The 21714-nt window shown below is 38.3% G+C and carries 23 protein-coding genes, 1 tRNA gene and 1 pseudogene; 15 read left to right on the forward strand and 10 right to left on the reverse strand.

Annotation, left to right across the window (positions count from 1 at the left end; all coding sequences use genetic code 11):
* The first annotated feature begins 300 nt into the window (after positions 1 to 300).
* From thrS to HJC33_RS00210, 5 genes are all read left to right on the forward strand, one after another.
* Positions 301 to 2241, forward strand: a complete 1941-nt coding sequence (thrS, locus tag HJC33_RS00190) for a threonine--tRNA ligase (RefSeq protein ID WP_171656775.1) — start codon at positions 301 to 303, stop codon at positions 2239 to 2241.
* Between the two features lie 29 nt (positions 2242 to 2270).
* Complete coding sequence (gene infC / locus HJC33_RS00195; protein ID WP_171656795.1) at positions 2271 to 2828, forward strand: translation initiation factor IF-3; 558 nt, start codon at positions 2271 to 2273, stop codon at positions 2826 to 2828.
* Positions 2829 to 2879: 51 nt separating this feature from the next.
* Positions 2880 to 3077, forward strand: a complete 198-nt coding sequence (gene rpmI / locus HJC33_RS00200; protein WP_073181711.1) for a 50S ribosomal protein L35 — start codon at positions 2880 to 2882, stop codon at positions 3075 to 3077.
* Between the two features lie 97 nt (positions 3078 to 3174).
* Positions 3175 to 3519: a 50S ribosomal protein L20 gene (rplT, locus tag HJC33_RS00205; RefSeq protein ID WP_171656776.1), complete on the forward strand. Its 345-nt coding sequence runs from the start codon at positions 3175 to 3177 to the stop codon at positions 3517 to 3519.
* A gap of 142 nt (positions 3520 to 3661) precedes the next feature.
* Positions 3662 to 4159 (forward strand): META domain-containing protein, encoded by a 498-nt coding sequence (locus tag HJC33_RS00210; RefSeq protein ID WP_171656777.1) that lies wholly within the window; start codon positions 3662 to 3664, stop codon positions 4157 to 4159.
* 86 nt (positions 4160 to 4245) lie between these two features.
* On the opposite strand, the gene HJC33_RS00215 is transcribed toward HJC33_RS00210, so the two are convergent.
* Complete coding sequence (locus tag HJC33_RS00215; protein ID WP_171656796.1) at positions 4246 to 4668, reverse strand: secondary thiamine-phosphate synthase enzyme YjbQ; 423 nt, start codon at positions 4666 to 4668, stop codon at positions 4246 to 4248.
* Between the two features lie 99 nt (positions 4669 to 4767).
* On the opposite strand from HJC33_RS00215, the gene HJC33_RS00220 reads away from it, so the two are divergent.
* Positions 4768 to 5559, forward strand: a complete 792-nt coding sequence (locus HJC33_RS00220) for an HAD family hydrolase (RefSeq protein ID WP_171656778.1) — start codon at positions 4768 to 4770, stop codon at positions 5557 to 5559.
* A gap of 152 nt (positions 5560 to 5711) precedes the next feature.
* Here HJC33_RS00220 and HJC33_RS00225 read toward each other — a convergent pair whose 3' ends face one another.
* Positions 5712 to 6605: a LysR family transcriptional regulator gene (locus HJC33_RS00225; RefSeq protein ID WP_171656779.1), complete on the reverse strand. Its 894-nt coding sequence runs from the start codon at positions 6603 to 6605 to the stop codon at positions 5712 to 5714.
* Between the two features lie 120 nt (positions 6606 to 6725).
* Between HJC33_RS00225 and HJC33_RS00230 the strand changes: the two genes are divergently transcribed.
* Positions 6726 to 7595 carry a DUF1338 domain-containing protein gene (locus tag HJC33_RS00230; protein WP_246245447.1) on the forward strand — a complete coding sequence of 290 codons (870 nt, stop codon included), beginning with the start codon at positions 6726 to 6728 and terminating at the stop codon, positions 7593 to 7595.
* 1 nt (position 7596) lies between these two features.
* On the opposite strand, the gene HJC33_RS00235 is transcribed toward HJC33_RS00230, so the two are convergent.
* The 5 genes from HJC33_RS00235 to tgt all read right to left on the reverse strand — a co-directional run bounded on the left by HJC33_RS00235 (position 7597) and on the right by tgt (position 13843).
* Entirely contained in the window at positions 7597 to 8913 is a 1317-nt protein-coding gene (locus HJC33_RS00235) for an asparagine synthetase B (protein ID WP_171656781.1), read from the reverse strand.
* Positions 8882 to 10432, reverse strand: a complete 1551-nt coding sequence (dnaB, locus tag HJC33_RS00240; protein ID WP_171656782.1) for a replicative DNA helicase — start codon at positions 10430 to 10432, stop codon at positions 8882 to 8884. Before dnaB ends, HJC33_RS00235 begins: the two co-directional genes overlap by 32 nt.
* 167 nt (positions 10433 to 10599) lie before the next feature.
* Positions 10600 to 11553, reverse strand: a complete 954-nt coding sequence (locus HJC33_RS00245; protein WP_171656783.1) for an acetyl-CoA carboxylase carboxyltransferase subunit alpha — start codon at positions 11551 to 11553, stop codon at positions 10600 to 10602.
* A gap of 77 nt (positions 11554 to 11630) precedes the next feature.
* Entirely contained in the window at positions 11631 to 12713 is a 1083-nt protein-coding gene (locus HJC33_RS00250) for an LptF/LptG family permease (RefSeq protein WP_171656784.1), read from the reverse strand.
* Positions 12713 to 13843 carry a tRNA guanosine(34) transglycosylase Tgt gene (gene tgt / locus HJC33_RS00255; protein WP_171656785.1) on the reverse strand — a complete coding sequence of 377 codons (1131 nt, stop codon included), beginning with the start codon at positions 13841 to 13843 and terminating at the stop codon, positions 12713 to 12715. The genes HJC33_RS00250 and tgt overlap by 1 nt, the downstream gene beginning before the upstream one ends.
* Positions 13844 to 14000: 157 nt before the next feature.
* Between tgt and HJC33_RS00260 the strand changes: the two genes are divergently transcribed.
* Genes HJC33_RS00260 through HJC33_RS00275 form a run of 4 tightly spaced genes read left to right on the forward strand, consistent with a single transcriptional unit; the run spans position 14001 to position 17149 of the window.
* A complete protein-coding gene (locus tag HJC33_RS00260; RefSeq protein ID WP_171656786.1) occupies positions 14001 to 14846 on the forward strand; it encodes a transketolase in 846 nt (281 codons plus the stop codon).
* Between the two features lie 36 nt (positions 14847 to 14882).
* Positions 14883 to 15521, forward strand: coding sequence for a hypothetical protein (locus HJC33_RS00265; protein ID WP_171656787.1), 639 nt, complete (start codon positions 14883 to 14885; stop codon positions 15519 to 15521).
* 8 nt (positions 15522 to 15529) lie between these two features.
* Positions 15530 to 16483 carry a transketolase family protein gene (locus HJC33_RS00270; protein WP_171656788.1) on the forward strand — a complete coding sequence of 318 codons (954 nt, stop codon included), beginning with the start codon at positions 15530 to 15532 and terminating at the stop codon, positions 16481 to 16483.
* A 48-nt stretch (positions 16484 to 16531) separates the two neighbouring features.
* Positions 16532 to 17149 carry an outer membrane beta-barrel protein gene (locus HJC33_RS00275; RefSeq protein ID WP_171656789.1) on the forward strand — a complete coding sequence of 206 codons (618 nt, stop codon included), beginning with the start codon at positions 16532 to 16534 and terminating at the stop codon, positions 17147 to 17149.
* Positions 17150 to 17201: 52 nt separating this feature from the next.
* Here HJC33_RS00275 and HJC33_RS00280 read toward each other — a convergent pair whose 3' ends face one another.
* A complete protein-coding gene (locus tag HJC33_RS00280; RefSeq protein WP_171656790.1) occupies positions 17202 to 18158 on the reverse strand; it encodes an FKBP-type peptidyl-prolyl cis-trans isomerase in 957 nt (318 codons plus the stop codon).
* A gap of 78 nt (positions 18159 to 18236) precedes the next feature.
* Between HJC33_RS00280 and HJC33_RS00285 the strand changes: the two genes are divergently transcribed.
* Positions 18237 to 18608 carry an RNA-binding S4 domain-containing protein gene (locus HJC33_RS00285; protein WP_171656791.1) on the forward strand — a complete coding sequence of 124 codons (372 nt, stop codon included), beginning with the start codon at positions 18237 to 18239 and terminating at the stop codon, positions 18606 to 18608.
* 37 nt (positions 18609 to 18645) lie between these two features.
* On the forward strand, positions 18646 to 19143 hold the full coding sequence (locus HJC33_RS00290) for a phosphoribosyltransferase domain-containing protein (RefSeq protein ID WP_171656792.1): 498 nt from the start codon (positions 18646 to 18648) through the stop codon (positions 19141 to 19143).
* On the opposite strand, the gene HJC33_RS00295 is transcribed toward HJC33_RS00290, so the two are convergent.
* A complete protein-coding gene (locus tag HJC33_RS00295) occupies positions 19135 to 19650 on the reverse strand; it encodes a shikimate kinase (RefSeq protein ID WP_171656793.1) in 516 nt (171 codons plus the stop codon). The genes HJC33_RS00290 and HJC33_RS00295 overlap by 9 nt on opposite strands.
* Positions 19651 to 19772: 122 nt before the next feature.
* Here HJC33_RS00295 and HJC33_RS00300 point away from each other — a divergent pair.
* Positions 19773 to 19845: transfer RNA gene (locus HJC33_RS00300), tRNA-Lys, on the forward strand.
* A 228-nt stretch (positions 19846 to 20073) separates the two neighbouring features.
* Positions 20074 to 21297, forward strand: a complete 1224-nt coding sequence (locus HJC33_RS00305; RefSeq protein WP_171656794.1) for a site-specific integrase — start codon at positions 20074 to 20076, stop codon at positions 21295 to 21297.
* A 111-nt stretch (positions 21298 to 21408) separates the two neighbouring features.
* Here HJC33_RS00305 and HJC33_RS00310 read toward each other — a convergent pair.
* Positions 21409 to 21714: pseudogene (locus HJC33_RS00310) on the reverse strand (hypothetical protein); the annotation flags it as partial.

The following is a 21714-nucleotide window of genomic DNA, read 5'->3' on the forward strand; positions in this document are numbered from 1 at the left end:
ATTGGCCCTCATGACCAAATATCCCCTCCGTCAACACCCAGCCTTATCAGCTAAGCGGGTGCAAATATAAAGAGGTTTAAATGATTCCACAAAACAAAATCAAAAAAAAGATGAAAAAAAATACAAAATATTGATTTTCAATTATTTAAATTCAAAAATATCATTCAATATCTTGCCCGATCCTAGTTACATATTACTAAGTCACTGATTGAAAACTTAATAGGAATTGAAAACACATACTATTGTAAGCATCAACTCAAGATAGTATCTTTGCGCACCATAAAAAAGCAACAAGACCTAATGATAGAAATCACATTGCCCGATGGCGCGGTAAAGAAAGTTTCAGAAGGCACAACTCCCATTGAAATAGCAAAAAGCATCAGTGAGGGATTGGCCAGAAATGTTATTTCAGCAAAATTTAATGATACTACGGTTGAAACCACAACTCCGCTTACGACTAATGGCTCACTAACATTATATACTTGGAACAATGATGAAGGAAAAAAGGCTTTCTGGCATTCCACTTCGCATGTGGTTGCGCAAGCTTTGGAAGAATTGTACCCAGGGATTAAATTGACCATAGGACCTGCCATTGAAAGCGGCTTTTACTATGATGTTGATTTCATGGACCACACTATTTCTGAAAAGGACTTTCCTCAAATTGAAAAGAAAGCTTTAGAAATTGCACGAGGAAAACATGATTATAAAATGCGAAGTGCATCCAAAGCAGATGCTCTTTCCTACTACAAAGAACAACACAATGAATATAAACTAGAGCTCATAGAAAATCTGGAGGATGGCAGTATTACTTTTTGTGACCACAGCACTTTTACAGATTTATGCCGTGGAGGACATATTCCCAATACCGGAATTATCAAGGCAATCAAAATACTGAGTGTAGCCGGCGCTTATTGGAGAGGAGACGAGAACAACAAGCAACTGACACGTGTTTATGGCATCTCATTCCCAAAACAAAAAGAGCTCATCGAATATCTTGCACTCTTGGAAGAGGCAAAAAAACGAGACCATAGAAAATTGGGCAAAGAGTTGGAATTATTCACTTTTTCAAAGAAAGTGGGACAAGGTCTTCCTTTATGGCTTCCAAAAGGAGCAGCATTACGTGAGCGTTTGGAGCAATTTTTAAAGAAAGCTCAAAAGAAAGCAGGTTACGAAATGGTTGTCACGCCACACATTGGACAAAAAGACCTATACGTAACTTCTGGGCACTACGCCAAATATGGTGAAGATAGCTTTCAACCCATACATACGCCAAAAGAAGATGAGGAATTTCTGTTAAAACCCATGAACTGCCCTCACCATTGTGAAATTTATAACAGCTCACCTTTCAGCTATAAAGATTTACCCAAACGCTACGCTGAATTTGGCACAGTTTATAGATATGAGCAAAGTGGAGAACTTCATGGTCTAACAAGGGTAAGAGGTTTTACACAAGATGATGCCCATATTTTTTGCACACCAGAACAACTAGATGAAGAATTTAAAAATGTAATCGATTTAGTATTATATGTTTTTAACTCACTAGGTTTCAATAATTTTAAAGCCCAAGTTTCTATACGCGATATGAAGAACTTGGATAAGTATATTGGTGAAGCAGAAAATTGGGAAAAAGCAGAAAACGCCATTATCTCTGCTGCAAGGGATAAAGGTTTGGATTTTATAATTGAAGAAGGAGAAGCTGCTTTTTATGGACCTAAATTAGATTTCATGGTCAAAGATGCCTTGGGCAGAAGCTGGCAATTAGGAACAATTCAGGTAGATTATAATTTACCAGAGCGATTTGACCTCACCTACAAAGGCAATGATAATGAGCTTCATAGACCAATAATGATACACCGAGCCCCTTTCGGCAGCCTAGAGCGGTTTGTTGCTATATTATTGGAACATACGGGTGGAAACTTCCCGCTTTGGCTTATCCCTACCCAAGCTACTGTGTTGCCTGTCAGCGAGAAACATGAAAAATATGCAGAAAAAGTTTTGAATTCGCTGGAAAATCACGAAATTCGCGCGCTCATTGATAATAGGAATGAAACGGTTGGGAAGAAAATCCGTGAAGCTGAGCTGAAAAAAATTCCATTCATGCTGATTGTTGGAGAACAAGAAGAGGAATCCGGAACCATTTCCGTGAGAAGACATGGAGGGGAAGATGTTGGAAGTTTAAGCATCGAAAAATTTGCCGACTTGGTATCTACTGAAATAAATAGTACCTTAAAGTCGTTCTAAAAAATTTAGTTTAATTAAAATAGTAAGCCATAGCAATACGAAGACGATTTAGGCCCCAGCCTAGGAGGGAAAACAAAAACCCTCACAATATCAATGACAAAATTACGGCCCCTGAGGTAAGACTTGTTGGGGACAACGTGGAAGTAGGGGTTTACCCTATATCAAAAGCTTTGGAAAAAGCCAATGAATTGGAGTTGGACCTTGTTGAGATTTCTCCCAAAGCCAATCCTCCAGTTTGTAAGATCATTGATTATAAGAAATTCCTCTACGAACAAAAGAAAAGGGAGAAGGCCATGAAGGCCAAGGCCACTAAAGTTATTGTAAAGGAAATACGTTTTGGTCCGCAAACAGATGACCATGACTATGAGTTCAAAAAACGCCATGCTGAGAAATTCTTAAAGGATGGTGCCAAACTCAAAGCCTATGTGTTTTTTAAGGGACGTTCCATCGTCTACAAAGACCAAGGTGAAATTTTGTTGTTGAGATTGGCCCAAGAACTTGAAGAACTTGGTAAAGTGGAACAAATGCCAAAGTTGGAGGGAAAAAGAATGACCATGTTCATTGCTCCAAAGACCAATAAAAAGTAAATACCTGAACTTTGTTCAGTTTATATAAGCGGAGATAAATACAATAGGAAGATGCCTAAGATGAAAACAAAATCCAGTGCTAAAAAGCGTTTTAAGCTTACCGGTTCTGGTAAAATCAAAAGAAAGCACGCTTTTAAAAGTCATATTTTGACTAAAAAGTCTAAAAAGCGTAAGCTTAAATTGACACACTCTACGTTAGTTCACGAGTCAGATGTCAACAGTATTAAGGAACAATTACGACTAAAATAATTGTTTTTTAAATCGGTACATTAATTTTTAACCCTGGAGTTAGGCCCTCAAAAGTTCCTGAAAAATCAGGACGCCTACTACAAAAAAATGAAACATTATGCCAAGATCAGTAAACTCAGTAGCTTCTAGAGCCAGAAGAAAAAAGGTGATGAAGCAAGCCAAAGGTTACTTTGGAAGACGTAAAAACGTTTGGACAGTAGCCAAAAATGCGGTAGAAAAAGCAATGCTTTATGCTTACCGTGACAGAAGAAACAAAAAACGTAATTTCCGAGCACTATGGATTACCCGTATCAACGCAGGTGCCAGAATGCACGGAATGTCATACTCTCAGTTCATGGGAAAAGTGAAATCCAACGGTATAGAGCTTAACAGAAAAGTTCTTGCCGATTTGGCCATGAACCATCCCGATACTTTCAAAGCTATCGTTGAAAGAGTAAAATAAAAATCAATATATAAACTTACCCCGCTTATTAAAACCGCCAAAATTGGCGGTTTTTTTATGTCCGCTCCCAAAACTTAACTTTTAATTGCGCAACTGAAAAGCGGGGTATGTATCTTCCCAGAAACCTTATAAATAAAATGCTATGAAAAAAATCAAATCCTTTGTTCTATGTGTGGTATGCTTTCTTGCTTTTGCTTCATGCGAAAAAAATGAAGATTCCAATGTAGGTACCGATCCATATGCAAAATTGACGGCGGTGGTAAAAACATTGGACGATTCCCAGTGGACATTCACCAACTATACCTTAAGGCCATTTGAAAAAGCATATGAAAATAAGATAACCTTGGAATTCTGGGACATTGAAGACCAAAAGGCTTCCTATTCCGGAAAATCGGTGGTCAATGAATATGCTGGAAGTTTCACGTTTAATGAACAAGAAGGGCTAATTATCGAGAATAAGGATATGATCACGACCGAAATGGCCAGCATCAATCAACGTGACAATATCGTTGAATCGGAGTATTATCTGAATTTCCTCAAAGGAAAGTCCTTTGAAATCAAGAATGAAGAACTTTTACTCTATTTAGGCAATCCAGCTAATGAAAATGTTGAAGTAATGCGATTCACGAAGCAGGAATAACACTATATGACCCTCCCAAAAAAAGCTCCTTAAAAGGAGCTTTTTTTATTCCTTATTTTCAAAAATCAATAAAGAACTTACTTCGCTCAATTGCCAAAAACGGTCAAGACCAATTTCCTGCCAGAAGCATTGTTCCTGTGCTCGCATAAATATATCCCCTGCCAAACTCCCATATTGAGCCTACCTTTTGATATTGGAATTTGAACCGATGCCCCCATTAAAGAAGCTTTTATATGGGCGGGCATATCATCTGGCCCCTCATAATTATGCTTGTAATAGGGTCTATTTTCTGGAACCATGTGGTTCATATGACTCTCAAAATCCATTCTTACCGTAGGGTCAGCGTTTTCATTAATTGTTAAGCTAGCGGATGTGTGTTTTATAAAAACTTGCAATATACCAGTATCAATTTCACCTATTTCTGGAATGGCCTCCAGCACAATGTTTGTTATTAAATGAAACCCTCTGGAATACGCCTTCAACCTAATTTCTTTCTGATAAAAATTCATGAAATCTAAAATCAATCCTGCTAAATTAATGCAAACTTTACCATTGAAGGAGCTTTGTTTTCGCAATAAAAAATAACTTTGAAGCTTAATTTTACGAAGATGGATTTATCACAAATCAAAATGGTGGTTACCGATATGGATGGCACGCTATTGAATTCCAACCACGAGGTAAGCAATCAATTCTTTGAAATTTTTGATGAGCTTAAAAAAAGGAACATCAAATTTGTTGCGGCCAGCGGAAGACAATACCATAGCATGGTCGATAAACTAAAAACCATTCAAGATGATATTATTTTTATTTCTGAAAATGGTGCTTATGTGAAACAAATGGAAAAGGTATTGTTAACCACTCCTATTGACCAAACCAACGTTCATACCATCTTATCCGCCATATCTTCAGTAGAAAATGCACATCCCGTACTTTGCAGCAAGGACAATGCATATGTTAATGGAGAATCTAGCGCATTTATTGAAATGCTCAAGGAATATTATTCTGAGTTTGAGGTGGTAGTTGACCAAACAAAAGTGGAAGATGACGTACTTAAGGTTGCCATATATCATTTTGATAGCTCAGAGAAATACATTTATCCAGCCGTAAGTCATTTGGAAGACCAACTAAAAGTAAAAGTATCTGGTTCTAATTGGGTAGATGTTTCTCACCAGAATGCCCACAAGGGTTTTGCTCTTGAAAAATTGATGCAGCAATATGGTATTGCATCCAATGAAATCATGGTTTTTGGAGATTACAATAACGACTTGGAGATGTTACAATTATCAGATTATAGCTTTGCCATGGCCAATGCGCATCCCAACGTACACAAAGTAGCACAATATACCACCGCCAGCAATAATGAATTTGGAGTAGAAAAAGTTTTGGAGAAGCTCCTATAAGTATTATTGTTACAAAAAGTGAAAACAATTTTGATAGTAATGTTCGGATAACTTCAATCGCAAGATTGCGATTATTATCTCAAACTTATCACTACCCAGAAAAAAATTAATAATCCCAAATACGCTTAACCTCTAACCTCTATTTTCTTTTGCTATATTTTCAAAGAAGGTAGTATTTCTAAAAAGTGTTTCAATGAATCATTCGTGAAAAACTTGTTCCATACCGCGTACAATTCGGTTTTAAAAGGTTCATTTTTCAAAATAATTGTTTTAACACCGCTAGTTTTTTGGTTTATCAATGATTCTGGGACTATTGAGATTCCTAAGTTTAATTCAACCAATCTAAAAATAGTTGGACCACTAATGGATCTATGCGTAACTCTTGGATTAAAGTTGTATGAAGCACACATATCTATAATCTTCCTGTAGTACATATTACTGGCATCATTAGGATAAAGAATAAAAGATGCATCCTTAAATTGATTCAATCCTTTAAAGTTTGCTTCGCTCACTGCATGATTCTTTGGAAGCACAAGACAAAAATTATCCCTGCTCACAAGTTTCAATCTAACAGTTGATGGAATATCAGTAGATCTTATAAAACCAATATCCAATTCTTGCTTTTGAAGTTTTTCTAATTGGCTTCTATTGTCCAATTCATTCAAATGAAACCTTATTGTTGGATGTTTCTTTGTAAATTTTTGCATTAGAGAAGGCAGAAAAACCTGCATGCTAGAACCAACAAACCCTATTTTAAGGGAGTTTGCAGAACTGCCGTGACTTAATTGCCATCTTTCCAAAGAGTTTCTAAATTGCCCCACAATGGCTCGAGCTTCTATTTTGAATAGTTTTCCGTCATCTGTTAAAACCACACTTCGTTTCGTCCTTTCAAATAACTGCACCCCTAAAACAACTTCTATTCGCTGTATTTGTTGACTTAAGGCAGATTGAGAAATTAGAAGCTCCTTGGCTGCTTTGCCAAAATGTAATACTTCGGCCAAGACCAAAAAATATTCCAACTGTCGTATATCAATTTGATTAGTCAATCTTATTACTTAACACTTATTAATAATTAAAGTCGATTAAAAATACATCTAATTTTGATATTAAATCTAAATTCTTTTAAACCCATGAATTTTAATACTTCCACTAAACTAGATTCTATAATGAAATCTCTTTTCGAGCCTTACAAACTTCAAGTGAAGGATGTCGAAAAAATTTCTAATGCACTTATAAAAGAAAATGTGATTTCCGATGCCAATGAAATCGTAAACGATCATATTGCCTTTCGTACGCTGGGAGTCCCCAATCTAGGAATAGCATCTTTTGAAAAAATATTTCTGCACTATGGGTATAAAAAAATGGACTATTACTTTTTCAAAGAAAAAAAGCTTAATGCATATTGGTATGCACCCCCAGAACCACGATTTCCAAGAATATTTATTAGTGAACTTCGTGTAGGGGATTTGCCAGAAAATGCGCAGCAAATAATATTCAATTACACTTGTAATATAACCAATGATCCCGTTGACAATCTAAATCTTGATGACGAGGTTCAAGTAGGTGACTTTTTTTATAAGAATCTTTGGCAAGTTCCTACCTTGAGGGACTATAACATCTTAGCGGAACACAGTGAGTATGCCGCATGGGTAATTTATAACCGATACTATTTAAATCACTACACCATAAGTGTACATGAGCTAAAAAATGGTTATAACACCTTGGAAGCCTTCAATACGTTTCTGCAAAAAATTGGTATAAAGCTTAACGACTCAGGAGGGGTACTTAAAAAGAGTAAAGATGGCCTTCTAAAACAAAGTAGCTCCGTAGCTAAAATGGTAGACGCAACCTTTGCCAATGGAGAAACCACCAAAGTACCTGGAAGTTATGTTGAATTTGCAGAAAGATTGGCCCTACCAGAATTTAAAAACATTCCTGCACACGAATTAAAGGGAAAACAAAGACGAGATGGCTTTGAATCTGCCAATGCTGATAAAATTTTTGAGAGCACTTATGATTCACAAGTAAATAATTGAATCAGGTCTTCTGCTTCTTCTTTCTTGCAGCAGGAAACAACACATTGTTCAAAATAAGGCGATAACCTGGAGAGGTTGGATGCAACTCCAATTCAGTTTTTGGGTCCCCTACCCTATGTTGGTAGTCCTCAGGATCATGTCCTCCATAAAATGTAAAGAACCCCTTTCCTTTTATACCATGGATATAACGAGCCTCACCATTGATTTTATTCGCCCCCAATACCATTACCGTTGGCTTTATCTCACTACGGGTAAATGAAGTGGTCTGCCCCATAAATCCTTTGACCAAAGAAGTATGGTTCTGCGTCAACATGGTTGGAACAGGGTCCCATTTGGCCGAAAATTCCATCAAAGAAAAATAATCCGATTCTTTGGGAACATTTCTGCGCTTATTGGTCATATCAATGGATGAGAATTCATACCGCAACGGATTCCTTTCCAAAACAAAGTTGGTAAAGGCAAATGTATTGCCATAATCGAGTTTCCCCTGATAGTTGGCCTCTGAAGGGTCGCCATCAAACATTGGTTCACAGATATCTACATTTTCAGCAGCAAGTGCAATATCAAAACTATCCGTTGCAGAGCACATGGCAAACATAAACCCTCCTCCAATTACATAGTTTCTAATTTTTAAGGCTACCGCACGCTTTTCTTCAGAAACTTTGGAATAGCCTAATTTCTCTGCCAAAGCTTCTGCTTCTTTTTTGGCCTCTATGTACCAAGGAGCTGCTCTGTAGGCTCCATAGAATTTTCCATATTGTCCTGTAAAATCTTCATGGTGCAAGTGCAACCAATCGTAAAGTGCCAATTTATTATCCAGCACTTCTTCGTCATAAACGGTCACGTATGGAATTTCAGCATAAGTCAATACCATGGTCACCGCATCGTCCCAAGGCTGATTCCCCTTTGGGGAATACACTGCTATTTTAGGGGCTTTTTCTAGAATAACAGCATCCTGATTTTGAGAAGGGCTACTGATTTCATCCAAAATTTGCTCAGCTTTTGCATCGGAGAGCACTTCAAAAGAAACTCCTCTAATTTGACATTCTTTTCTAATATTCTCTCCATCTGGTAACAAGAAAGAACCTCCACGATAATTCAACAACCACTGGACCTTTTGCTGTTTGGTGAGCACCCAATACGTAATACCGTAGGCTTTCAAATGATTTTCCTGACCATCAGCATCCATCGGAATAAGTATGACGGAGGCTGTAGACTTAAGAAAAAAGAAAAGAAAAAGAAAGGTAAGATTTCTCGCTTTTGCGCGAAATGGTAAAGTAATATTATTAAAACGGTACGTCGTTGTCGTCTGGATCATCTTCATCGCTGTTCATTGCACTACCAAAAGCCTCATTTGCACTTGGCAAACTGGTAGGAGCAAAAGGGTTTTCCTCATCCGCATTCATCTTCGATTGGAACTCGAACGGGGAGTCAAAGTCATCCAAGTTATCAAATTTACCCAGAGCACCCACAAACTTTAACCTAATATTATCCAATCCACCATTACGGTGCTTGGCTACAATGAATTCTGCTTGACCTTGAGTAGGTGTACGTTCTTCGTCATCCCACTCATCAATTTTATAATATTCAGGACGATAGATGAACGATACAATATCCGCATCCTGCTCAATAGCCCCAGATTCCCTCAAGTCTGAAAGAATAGGTCGTTTACTTCCTCCCCTTGTTTCAACCGCCCTAGATAGCTGGGATAGCGCAATCACTGGAACGTTCAATTCCTTGGCCAACGCTTTAAGGTTTCTGGATATTGTGGAAATCTCTTGTTCACGATTTCCTCCTTTTTGACTTCCCCCGGCTGTCATCAACTGTAAATAGTCAATGATAATCAATTGTATACCATGTTGGGAGGCCAACCTTCTTGCTTTTGCCCGTAAATCAAAAATGGAAAGTGATGGGGTATCATCAATAAACAAAGGAGCCTTTTCTAAAGACTTTACTTTTACGTTCAGTTGTTCCCATTCGTGTTTTTCCAGTTTCCCTGTTCTCAATTTTTCTGAAGAAAGTCCAGTTTCCGATGAAATTAAACGGGTTATCAACTGGACTGAAGACATTTCCAAAGAAAAGAACGCTACTGGAATATCAGAATTAACAGCAATATTCCTAGCCATGGAAAGCGTCAATGCTGTTTTACCCATACCTGGTCTTGCCGCTACAATAATCAAATCACTGGGTTGCCATCCTGAAGTCAATTTATCCAGCTTGTCAAATCCTGAAGGAATACCGCTGGTTCCTTCTTTGTTGGAAATTTCTTCAATCTTCTTTTTGGCTTGAATCACCAAATCCAATGCAGTTTCAGCAGAACGTTTTAGATTGCCTTGTGTAACCTCATATAGTTTTGCCTCAGCACTGTCCAACAGGTCAAAAACATCGGTGGATTCGCTATAGGCATCCTCAATAATTTCACTTGAAATCTTTATGAGGCTTCGTTGAATATATTTCTGAAGAATTATTCGTGCATGAAACTCAATATGGGCCGATGAAGCCACTTTTTGAGTCAGTTTTATCAAATAAAAGTCACCACCTACAGCTTCTAACCTCCCATCCTTTTTCAATTGGGAAGAAACGGTTAATAAATCCACTGGCTCAGAAGATTCAAACAATTTGAAGATAGCTTCGTAAATGTATCGATGGGCATCCTTATAGAATACATCTGGGTGAAGAATATCAATAACCTCGTCCACTCCCTTTTTGTCAATCATCATTGCACCGAGAACAACTTCCTCTAAATCAACAGCTTGAGGAGGTATTTTCCCCTTCTCGAGGTTGATGAGTGTTGACTTGTCAATTCTATGTCCAACAATAGGGCTAGGCTTGTCCATAAATACGAAAGTAGCTAATTAACCTTTAGTTAACTTTAATTTTCCTTGATACGATTTCCACAGGTATTCAACAAAAATAATGTTGATAACTTCCGATACCTGTTAATAACATAAAAAAAAATGGGAATAAATCCTAATAAAAAAAAGGAACCTCTGGAAAACAGGAATTAGCCGTTGAATACACCCATATCGGCATATTTATCCATCCGTGTTTTTACCAATTCTTTTGGTGATAACTTTTTCAATTCCTCGTAATGTGCTATAATCTTGTTCTTGACGGCCTCAAAAGTTTTTTCCCTATTTGCGTGTGCACCTCCAAGGGGCTCTTTGACAATCTCATCAATGACCTTGATCCTTTTACTGTCCGATGCAGTCAATTTTAACGCTTCGGCCGCTTTTTCCTTATACTCCCAACTTCTCCATAAAATGGAGGAACAATTTTCAGGGGAAATGACCGAGTACCAAGAGTTTTCCAACATCAAAACTTTATCGCCCACACCAATTCCCAAGGCGCCACCAGATGCTCCTTCTCCAATTACAATGCAAATAATTGGAACCTTGAGCCGTGTCATTTCAAGAATATTTCTGGCAATGGCCTCTCCCTGTCCTCTTTCTTCTGCCTCCAAGCCGGGGTAGGCTCCGGGAGTATCTATCAGCGTTACCACCGGTATGCCAAATTTCTCAGCGGATTTCATTAATCGCAAAGCCTTACGATAACCTTCCGGGTTGGCCATACCAAAATTTCGGTATTGCCTTGTTTTGGTATTGAATCCTTTCTGCTGTCCAATGAACATATAGCTTTGGTCTCCAATTTTACCTAATCCGCCGACCATTGCCTTGTCATCTTTTACATTTCTATCCCCGTGTAGTTCCAAAAAAGTGTCCCCGCAAATGGCATTGATATAATCCATGGTATAGGGTCTATTGGGGTGTCTGGAAAGTTGCACTCTTTGCCAAGCTGTCAAATTCTTGTAGATGTCCTTTCGGGTCTCTTCAAGTTTTTTTTCTATCTGAAGGCAAGTTTCACTAACATCAACATCACTTTCTTCCCCAATAATCATGCATTTTTGAAGCTGGTCTTCAAGTTCTTTAATGGGAAGTTCAAATTCTAGATACTCCATGGAATGTCAATTTCTAAAATATAATGGGGACAAATATAAAACTTTAACGGATACTCCTGTACAATGAAATTGATGATTTATCGCTTGGCCTTCATCAACATGTAGAATCCAAATACACCAAAAATTAGGTTAGGAATAATCACGGCCAAAAGTGGTGAAAAACCGGATTGTTCTGCCAAGGTCCCAAAGACCTTATCAAAAAAGATATAGATAAAGGCCACTCCTATTCCAAAAGCCAAATTGAGTCCCATACCTCCTCTTCTTTTTACAGATGACACGGCCACAGCAATTATGGTAAGGATAAAAGCCGCTATGGGCAAAGCCCAGCGTTTGTATTTCACTAATATATAGGTATTGATATTGGAAGCGCCTTTACGCTGTTGGTCCTCAATAAATTCATTTAACTCAAATAAGTTTTTGGTCTCTGCCACATACGAAACCGGTGTTAGGTCTTCAATTTTAAACGTAAAAAGTGTATCCAACCTTCTTTGGGTATGAATAACCTCCACATCATTTTTCAACTTTCTTTTCACATAATTGGTCAACCTATATATACTATCTTTTTCAATCCAGCGGATATTGGACGCAGAAATTTTATAGTCCAACTGTTTGATGGAGTCGAAATGCTCATAGGTAAAATTGTAACCAATCTTCCGGTTGGGGTCAAAGCTGCTTACGTAGAGGTAATCATTTTCATTCAATTGATTGAAGATATTATCAGTTACCCTATCCTGCCTCCCCCGCTTAAAATATTTATATTCAAACTCATTATATCCGATACTGGCATGCGGCACAATGAACATTCCCATCATGAATATAAGTATGGCCACCAAACTGGCTCCTATTAAATAGGGTCTTAAAAATCGCCCATACGAAACGCCTGAGCTTAAAATGGCAATAATCTCTGTATTGCCCGCCAACTTAGAGGTAAAAAATATAATGGACAGGAAAAGGAAAATGGGAAGCAGCAAATTACCGATTACCAATGTAAAGTTTCCGTAAAAAACAATCACCTCTGCCAAAGGGGCTTCGTTATCAATGATTTTACCCACTTTTTCAGCCAAATTGGCCATGATCCCAATGGGAACAAAAAGCAAGAGCATGCCCATAAAAGTGACCAAATAACGTTTTAGTATGTAACGATCAAGTATGGTAAACATTACAATCTTTTATCCATTTGTTGTACCATTATGGTTTTCCATTGTTGGAAATCCCCTGCTAAAATACGTTCTCTGGCTGTACGCACCAACCACAAATAAAATCCTAGATTATGGATTGTGGCAATCTGTTTGCCCAAATATTCGTTGGCAGCAAAGAGGTGTCGCAAGTAAGCCTTGGAATATTCAGTATCCACGAAAGTGATTCCCATTTCATCAATTGGGGAAAAATCAGCTTCCCACTTCTTATTTTTGATGTTAATGGTCCCGTGCGCTGTGAACAACATTCCATTTCGGGCATTTCTTGTTGGCATCACACAATCGAACATATCAACACCCAATGCAATGTTTTCCAAAATATTGATAGGAGTTCCCACCCCCATTAAATACCTCGGCTTATCTTCTGGCAAAATATCGCAGACAATTTCGGCCATCTCGTACATTTCTTCTGCAGGTTCGCCCACAGAAAGTCCGCCAATGGCATTTCCTTCGGCTTCAACTGATGCTATATACTCTGCCGACTGCTTTCTTAAATCTTTATAAGTAGAACCTTGGACTATTGGAAAAAAGCTTTGGGAATATCCATATTTGAAGGGTAACTTATCCAAATGAGCAATACACCTGTCCAACCATCTATGTGTCATGTGCATAGACCGTTTGGCATACTCGTATTCACATGGGTAAGGTGTACATTCATCGAAAGCCATAATGATATCGGCCCCAATGGTACGCTGTATTTCCATCACATTTTCCGGGGTGAAGAAATGATGTGAACCATCAATATGGGATTTAAATTTTACTCCCTCCTCCTTAATTTTTCGATTATTCGATAAGGAATACACCTGATATCCCCCGCTATCAGTCAAAATGTTTCTATCCCACCCCATAAATTTGTGCAATCCACCTGATTGCTCCAAAATAGAAGTGCCCGGTCTTAAATACAAATGATAGGTGTTGCCTAAAATAATATCTGGGTTGATATCATCCTTCAATTCCCGCTGATGCACCCCTTTTACCGAAGCTACGGTACCAACTGGCATAAAAATAGGGGTCTGTATGGTGCCGTGGTCGGTTGTAATCTCACCTGCCCTGGCCTTGCTCTCTTTATCCTTTTGTAATAGGGTAAACTTCAATCGTACATTTTAAGACCGCAAATATAGCCAACTCCTATCCAGAAAGCCTTAACAAAAAAATAAAGTTTGTTTTCGTTGACCATTTCGTAAAATAATTCATTAGCACTTGGTTAGCAGAGCGATTGCGGTTACTTTTGATATCTCAAAAATCAATACAATGCCAAATATTAAAGAATTAGAGGATTTAGTAGTCCAGGTGCGAAGGGACATTTTAAGAATGGTCCACAAGGTAAACTCTGGTCACCCAGGTGGTTCTTTGGGTTGCACAGAGTTTTTTGTTGCTCTTTACAATGAAATTATGGATTTAAAGGATGGATTTGATATGGATGGAAAGGACGAAGATGTTTTCTTTCTTTCCAACGGTCACATTTCACCTGTTTTTTATAGTGTTCTAGCTAGGAGAGGTTACTTTCCTGTAGATGAGTTGGGCACCTTCAGATTAATTGATTCCCGTCTTCAAGGCCACCCTACCACCCATGAAGGTCTACCAGGGGTGCGCGTGGCTTCAGGATCTTTAGGGCAAGGAATGTCCGTAGCCATTGGAGCGGCCTTGGCCAAAAAACTGAACAACGATGACCATTTAGTATTTAGTTTACATGGTGATGGTGAACTTCAAGAAGGACAAAACTGGGAAGCCATCATGTATGCGGCAGGTAACAAAGTGGACAATCTCATTGCCACCGTGGACAGAAACGGGCAACAAATTGATGGAGCCACAGAAGATGTACTTCCCCTAGGTGATGTTGCGGAAAAATTCAAGGTGTTTGGATGGGATGTTTTAGAAATTGAGGATGGAAATGACCTAGAACAAGTTATTGCTGGGCTACAAGAAGCCAAAAGCAGAACTGGAAAAGGCAAGCCTGTTTGTATTGTAATGACCACTGAAATGGGCAACGGAGTTGATTTTATGATGCACACCCATGCATGGCACGGAAAGGCCCCAAGCAATGAACAACTGGAAGTTGCACTATCCCAGAATCCAGAAACTTTAGGCGACTACTAGATGAAATACGCAATTTCACTTTTTTTGATTAGTTTGATGAGCGCTTCACTAAGTGCCCAAAAAATTGAATTCGATCTAGATTACACAGCAACCTATGTCCTATCCAAATCAAAGGATACCGTTACGGTAAGTATTGGCAACGGTGGAAAATATCTGTATACCGATTCAAGGGCAATCACCAAAAAGTTAAGTAGTTCTTTTTCTAAATTGGGATTAAAGGAAAACGACCCCAATTCACGGATAAAACTGCTTATCAACTTGATCAACCTTGATATGTTAATGTATATCAAGGCAGAATCCAACGTTATAGCTGCCTCGGTTAACCTTGAAAATTTTATTCCTAAGGAGAGTGTCAGGAAAGAAACAATCGAGTTGATTTCTGAAAGCACCCAAGAATCAATTGAAGTCATGGGAAAAGATTTTCCCATAGTGGCCATATTTCCAAAAAGCAAACCCGATCAAAAAATCTATGCTGCGTTTGACGATGAATACGATCTAGACTACAACCAGAACTTTCGACAAATTTTCAGGAGCATTCTGGGAAAGGCCTTCGATATGGAAATCCCCCATGGGGCAATAGTCTATTTAAGGAATAAAGAAGAAATACTGAGATTGCTCCACATAGAAAATGATAGGAAAAAAGGCGCAATTGATTTTAGTTTAACAATTGAATAATCACTGAAATGACAAAATATATAGACCAAGGAAAACAAGATACTAGAAGCGGCTACGGAGCCGGAATGACCGAACTTGGCAGAACCAACCCAAATGTAGTGGCGCTTTGTGCCGATTTGGTTGGATCGCTCAAAATTCAAACATTCATTGATGAAAACCCTGAGCGCTTCTTTCAAGTTGGTATTGCAGAAGCCAATATGATGGGCATGGCAGCCGGTTTGACCATAGGTGGAAAGATTCCATTTGCTTCAACTTTTGCAAATTTTGCTACAGGGCGGGTTTATGACCAAATAAGACAGTCCATTGCCTATTCTGATAAAAATGTTAAAATCTGTGCCTCCCACGCTGGATTAACCTTGGGTGAGGATGGTGCAACCCACCAAATATTGGAGGATATCGGTTTAATGAAAATGCTTCCAGGCATGACAGTTATCAACCCCTGCGATTTTAACCAGACCAAGGCGGCCACAATTGCTATTGCAGAGCATCATGGACCGGTTTATTTGCGCTTTGGAAGACCCAAAGTGGCCAACTTTACCCCAGTAGACCAAAAATTTGAAATTGGCAAGGCCTTGATGCTTAATGAAGGTAAAGACGTAACCATTATAGCTACTGGTCATCTAGTATGGCAATCCCTACTTGCTGCTGAAAACTTGGAAAACCAAGGTATTTCTGCTGAAGTCATCAACATACACACAATCAAACCGTTGGATGAAGAGGCCATTCTAACTTCTGTTAAAAAGACAGGATGCGTTGTTACGGCCGAAGAGCACAACTATTTAGGTGGTTTGGGAGAAAGTGTAGCCAGAGTATTGACAAGCCAAAATCCTGCTCCCCAAGAATTTGTTGCTGTAAAGGACAGTTTTGGGGAAAGTGGCACTCCAGATCAGTTGATGGAGAAATATGGATTGAACAATAAAGCCATTGAAGAAGCCGTTTTAAGAGTGTTGAAGCGAAAATAGTTTTCGGCATCAAACTTGATGCTTTTCAACCAATAAAACGAAACACTTATGAAAAAAACACTTCTAGTTGTAGCAGTGGCTCTTGTTGGGTCATTGTCCATGGCCCAGAGCGGTTCTGGTTACGGTATTAAAGCAGGTTTAAGTTATAACAAAAATGGTGACCTTATTGGTTCTGTTGGCGATGCATCACAAAACATTGTTGAAGGTGCCGAAGGTAAAACAGGTTATCATGTTGGTTTTTGGGGCAAATTGGATTTCCCTAAAATCTATCTAAGACCTGAACTTGTATTTTCCAAAACAAAGAGTACTTACGATATTGAAGGAGAATCCAATGATTATGATATCTCTAAATTAGATTTACCTGTACTATTAGGCGTTAAAATTGTTGGTCCGTTGCATATTTTTGCTGGACCTGCGTTCCAATACACCCTAAACAATGATCTTGGGGATATAGAGGTAGAAGATGTGAAAAATGATTTTACTGTTGGCTTAAATGCCGGTATTGGTGTAAATCTTGGAAAACTAGGATTGGATGTGCGCTATGAGCGAGGCTTTTCAGAAAATGAAGCTCAAATCGTCTCAAATAATATAACGGACATTGAAGGACGGGTAGATTCCAGACCTTCACAAATTATATTTGCCCTATCGCTAAAATTGAATAATTGAAACAACAAGTATCAATAATTAAAAAGGCCCGCTGAAGCGGGCCTTTTATATTTTAATTGGTATCCGGATCCAAATAATCCGGTATGTCGTCATTATCAGCATCCGGATAAGGTAAAATTATATTACCATTATCATCTGTGATTTCTGCTCTTGTAGAGACCCCATCTCCATCATCATCAACATCCCTGAAATCGGAAAGTATAGTAAAGGTCTCATCATCGGCGTCTGTGTTATCATCAAACAAATAACCATTTTCATTCAAATCTTCCAAGATAGATGGAACACCATCGCCATCATTATCTGTATTCTCTACGTAAAGTCCCAATTCAATCTTGAACAATAGATTGTCATACGCTGGGATCAAGTTGGAGGGAGGTGCATTGAAATAACCTAGGCCTGAAGGCATAATAACAATGCCAATCCCTCTATTTGCTACATCAAAAGTACCATCTCCATTATCCTCAATTTGGTCTGATGTTCCAGAAAAAAGCTGTGCTATACCATTGGAATAACCTCTTACAGTAAAAGGGCTTTCTTGCCATATAAAGCTTGGAGTTTCATCAAACAAAGTCCCATCCAATAGCGAGCCTTGGTATCTTACAAAAACAGAATCCGCTATCGTTGGGGTCTTCTCGGACCCTCCTTTTTCCGCCTCAATGAAGTACAATTTATGCGGAATATCCTCTTCCCCATCAGACAATCCAAAATGACTGGCTGAAACATTTACGGTAATCTCTTTAGCATCAGCAAATAAGGATCTTTTATCGGAGTTATCCCCCGCAATGGTATCAATTACGATTTTATAATCGAACCCAGCAGGTGGGGTATCAAATTCTTCGTAATTATAAAAATGCGTCTGCAAGAATTCCCGTATTTCCGCATCGTCTTCCACAGCTTCCTCTGACAGTAACCGAGGTGGAACAGTTTCCACATCCGGGGTCCCATCATCATTGTTGCATGAGGTAAATAGTACCAAAATGGATAAAAAAGCGATAATCCCGTACTTCATGAAGTATATTATTTAGCTGCGCAAGATACAATTTTCCTCTATTTTTGTTCTCTGTCTTAACAAAGATTTGCAGGATATATGCGCATTGACAAGTTCCTTTGGTGTACTAGATACTATAAAACTAGAAACGTTGCCGCCAATGCTGTTAAAAAAGGCCAGGTGCGGATAAATGGCAGTGTGGTAAAGCCCTCTAGGGATGTGTATCCCATGGATCAAATTGTGCTGCGAAAGAATCAAGTTGAACATCAACTTACTGTTTTGGACATACCAGAAAGTAGAGTTGGAGCAAAATTGGTGGACATTTACAGAAAAGACACCACTCCTAAAGAGGCCTTTGAACATTCAGATTTACTCAAATTTGCCAAAAGCCATTATAGAAAAAAAGGATTGGGTCGCCCGACAAAAAAAGACCGTCGCGACATCGATGATTACTTAGACGAATCTGAATGACATCTGTTTTATATCTTTGGAATATATTCATAACTGCATGGTAAACCGTATTCTTTCCCACGATCAAATACAACATATTGTTAAGCGCATTGCATACCAAATTTATGAGGTCAATGTTGAAGAAAAAGAAATCATCGTAGCTGGCATAGAGGGTGGCGGAGTAAATTTTGCAAAAAAGGTAGCAACGGTGCTTAAAAAAATAACTGAAGCTGAAGTTGTGTTGTGCAAAATGCAACTGGACAAAAAGAATCCATTGAAAAGCGGTGTTACAACTTCAATAGCTGAGGATGAATACAAAAACAAATCCATTGTTTTAATAGATGATGTGCTCAACTCTGGGACTACCCTAATTTATGGAGTGCACCACTTTCTAAAAACTCCAATAAAGCAGTTAAAAACAGCAGTGCTTGTAAATAGAAACCACAAAAAGTACCCCATAAAAGCGGATTACAAGGGTATTTCACTTTCTACATCGCTCCATGAGCATATAAGGGTAGAATTTGAAGCGAAAAACAATGCTGTCTATCTAGATTAATAGTGTTTTAATTTCTGAAACTACGTTTTGCAAATCTTTATCATTGCAAGGAACTATATGTTTAGCCTTTGAATAAAATTGGCTTCTTTCAAACAAGTGCTTTCCTATAAATTCTTGCAATTCCTCAGCATCTAAATTACTTACCAAAGGTCTTTTATCTTTTTCCCCTTCAATTCTTTCAGCTAGATTGGGAACCGATAATTGTAAGTAAATGGAATGGTCAGATTTTTCTAAAATGGTTTCCATATTGCCGCTATAACAGGGAGTACCGCCTCCTGTAGAAAGTACCAGTGTTTCGTGGCTCTCTAAGACTTCGGACAAAGTGCTATGTTCTAACTTTCTAAAGAAAATCTCTCCTTTTTCAGAAAAAATATCGCTGATGGATTTTTGCTCTTGTTCTTCAATATAATCATCCAAATCAATAAACGGCATGTCCAATTCCTTGGCTAACATTTTTCCGACAGTCGACTTTCCACTGGCCATATAACCCACTAAAACTACCTTCATCCAAAAGATTTAAAAGTGATTTCAAAAAAACACAAATTTATCATTAATTCACCTTGCAAAATAAATTATTGATGTTATATTTGCACCCGCTTAGCGAAACACAAAGTAGTTGAACAAAGCATGACCTGATAGCTCAGTTGGTAGAGCATCTCCCTTTTAAGGAGAGGGTCCTGGGTTCGAGCCCCAGTCAGGTCACTTTTAAGAGTCCATTAGTATTCAAAAAGTCTGTAAATCGTTGATTTACAGACTTTTTTATTTTTCCTGATTTCATTTGATATCAAACAATGCCACTTTTCGCGGTGTACAAATCGGTGTACACTTTTTTGAATTCGCAAAGTGTACACCGCGAAGCTGTTAAAATTTCTGATTATCAAGTTCTTACAAAGAAAATTTAACATTTTAAAAATCAGTAAAATCACAGTTATGGAAACAAATTCTTTCTCCGTTTTATGCTACATCCGCAAGAGTAGATTAAATCAGCAAGGTGAAGCCGACCTATTCCTCAGAATTACAGTTAATTACAAAAGAGCAGAGTTCAGTATTCAACGCAAAATAAGGCCAGAAAAATGGTGCTCAATAAGAGGTAGGGTCAAGGGTTCGAACTCTCATAGCAAAGAACTCAATCACTATTTAGACGAATTGGAAACCAAGGCCTTTAAGATTCATTCAAAACTTGTTCTTAAAAAGAAACCTTTTACTGCTGAAACCATAAAGCACAAAATGCTCAATACTGAAAGTAGCAATAAAACACTTCTTGGGGTTTATGACGAGCATAATAAACAAATAGAACAATTACTGGGTTTAGAGTATTCTTATGGAGCTTATAGAAGACATATTAGAACTAGAAACCATTTGGCCAGTTTTGTTCAGAAGGAGTATAAGATGAAAGATATCTTTATGAAAGAAGTAGATCTAACGTTCATCAATCGTTTCCATCACTTTTTAAAAACCCAAAAAATTGGAAATCAAAATACCATCACCAAATATGTGGTGAACTTCAAAAAAATAATGCGGATTGCCGTGGCCAATAATTGGGTAAACCAAGACCCATTCTATCATTGGAAGGCCAAATGGAAAAAGGTGGAACGAGATATTTTAACGGAACTAGAGCTCCGTTCCCTTATTGACCAGGAATTTGATATCCCAAGACTGGAGCAAATTCGAGATATCTTTGTTTTTTCCTGTTTCACAGGGTTGGCTTATGTTGATGTCAAAAAGTTATCCTCAAACCATATTGTTTTGGGACTGGACGGAAAACGATGGATTAAAATAAAACGCTCGAAAACAGATTCAAGAAGCGTTGTACCCCTACTACCCACATCAGAAGCAATTTTGAGTAAATACAAAGACCATACCTTGACGAAGGAGCATGATTTGTTACTACCCGTAATCAGCAATCAAAAGACCAATGCGTTTTTGAAGGAGATTGCCACTATTTGTAAAATTCAAAAAAACCTGACCTTCCATTTGGCCAGACATACCTTTGCAACAACAGTTACTTTGGCAAATGGTGTACCGATTGAGTCCGTTAGTAAAATGTTAGGGCACCAATCATTGAAAACAACTCAAATCTATGCTAAGGTTATCGATAAAAAATTGATGGACGATATGGAAGTTGTAAAAGCTAAATTCAAGTTGGGTTCTTGATTTAAATACAATATTAGCGAGCAAAACAGAGTTTTGCGCTGCAAGCCCCAAACCTTACCCTTAACTAATCTGCTGAGCGAGGCAAAAGCTCAATGCAAGTTCGCAAACTATCTACAGGTTTTGAAGGGTCCGTTTATAGTTTTCCAGTTCCCCCTCCGTAATCTCCAATTTCAAATAAGGTTTCCCGAAAGAAGGTTTTATCAAAACAATGTTGTCGACAACATATTGGCTTTCCCTTTTGAGCATTTCCATTTTATCTGTTAGCCGCTCATAACGGATTTTGGGTACCGTTATCTGGATCTCTGGTTGTTCCTTGATTGTCTTATGCTCAACCTTCATTGGTTTTTCATGTTTGACCTTTTGTTCGAGAAGTGCCTCCAGAATGGCATTGGTGGGCCTGGTCTGTGTTATCTCAAT

Source organism: Flagellimonas amphidinii, from assembly GCF_013090115.1.
Taxonomy (GTDB): domain Bacteria; phylum Bacteroidota; class Bacteroidia; order Flavobacteriales; family Flavobacteriaceae; genus Flagellimonas; species Flagellimonas amphidinii.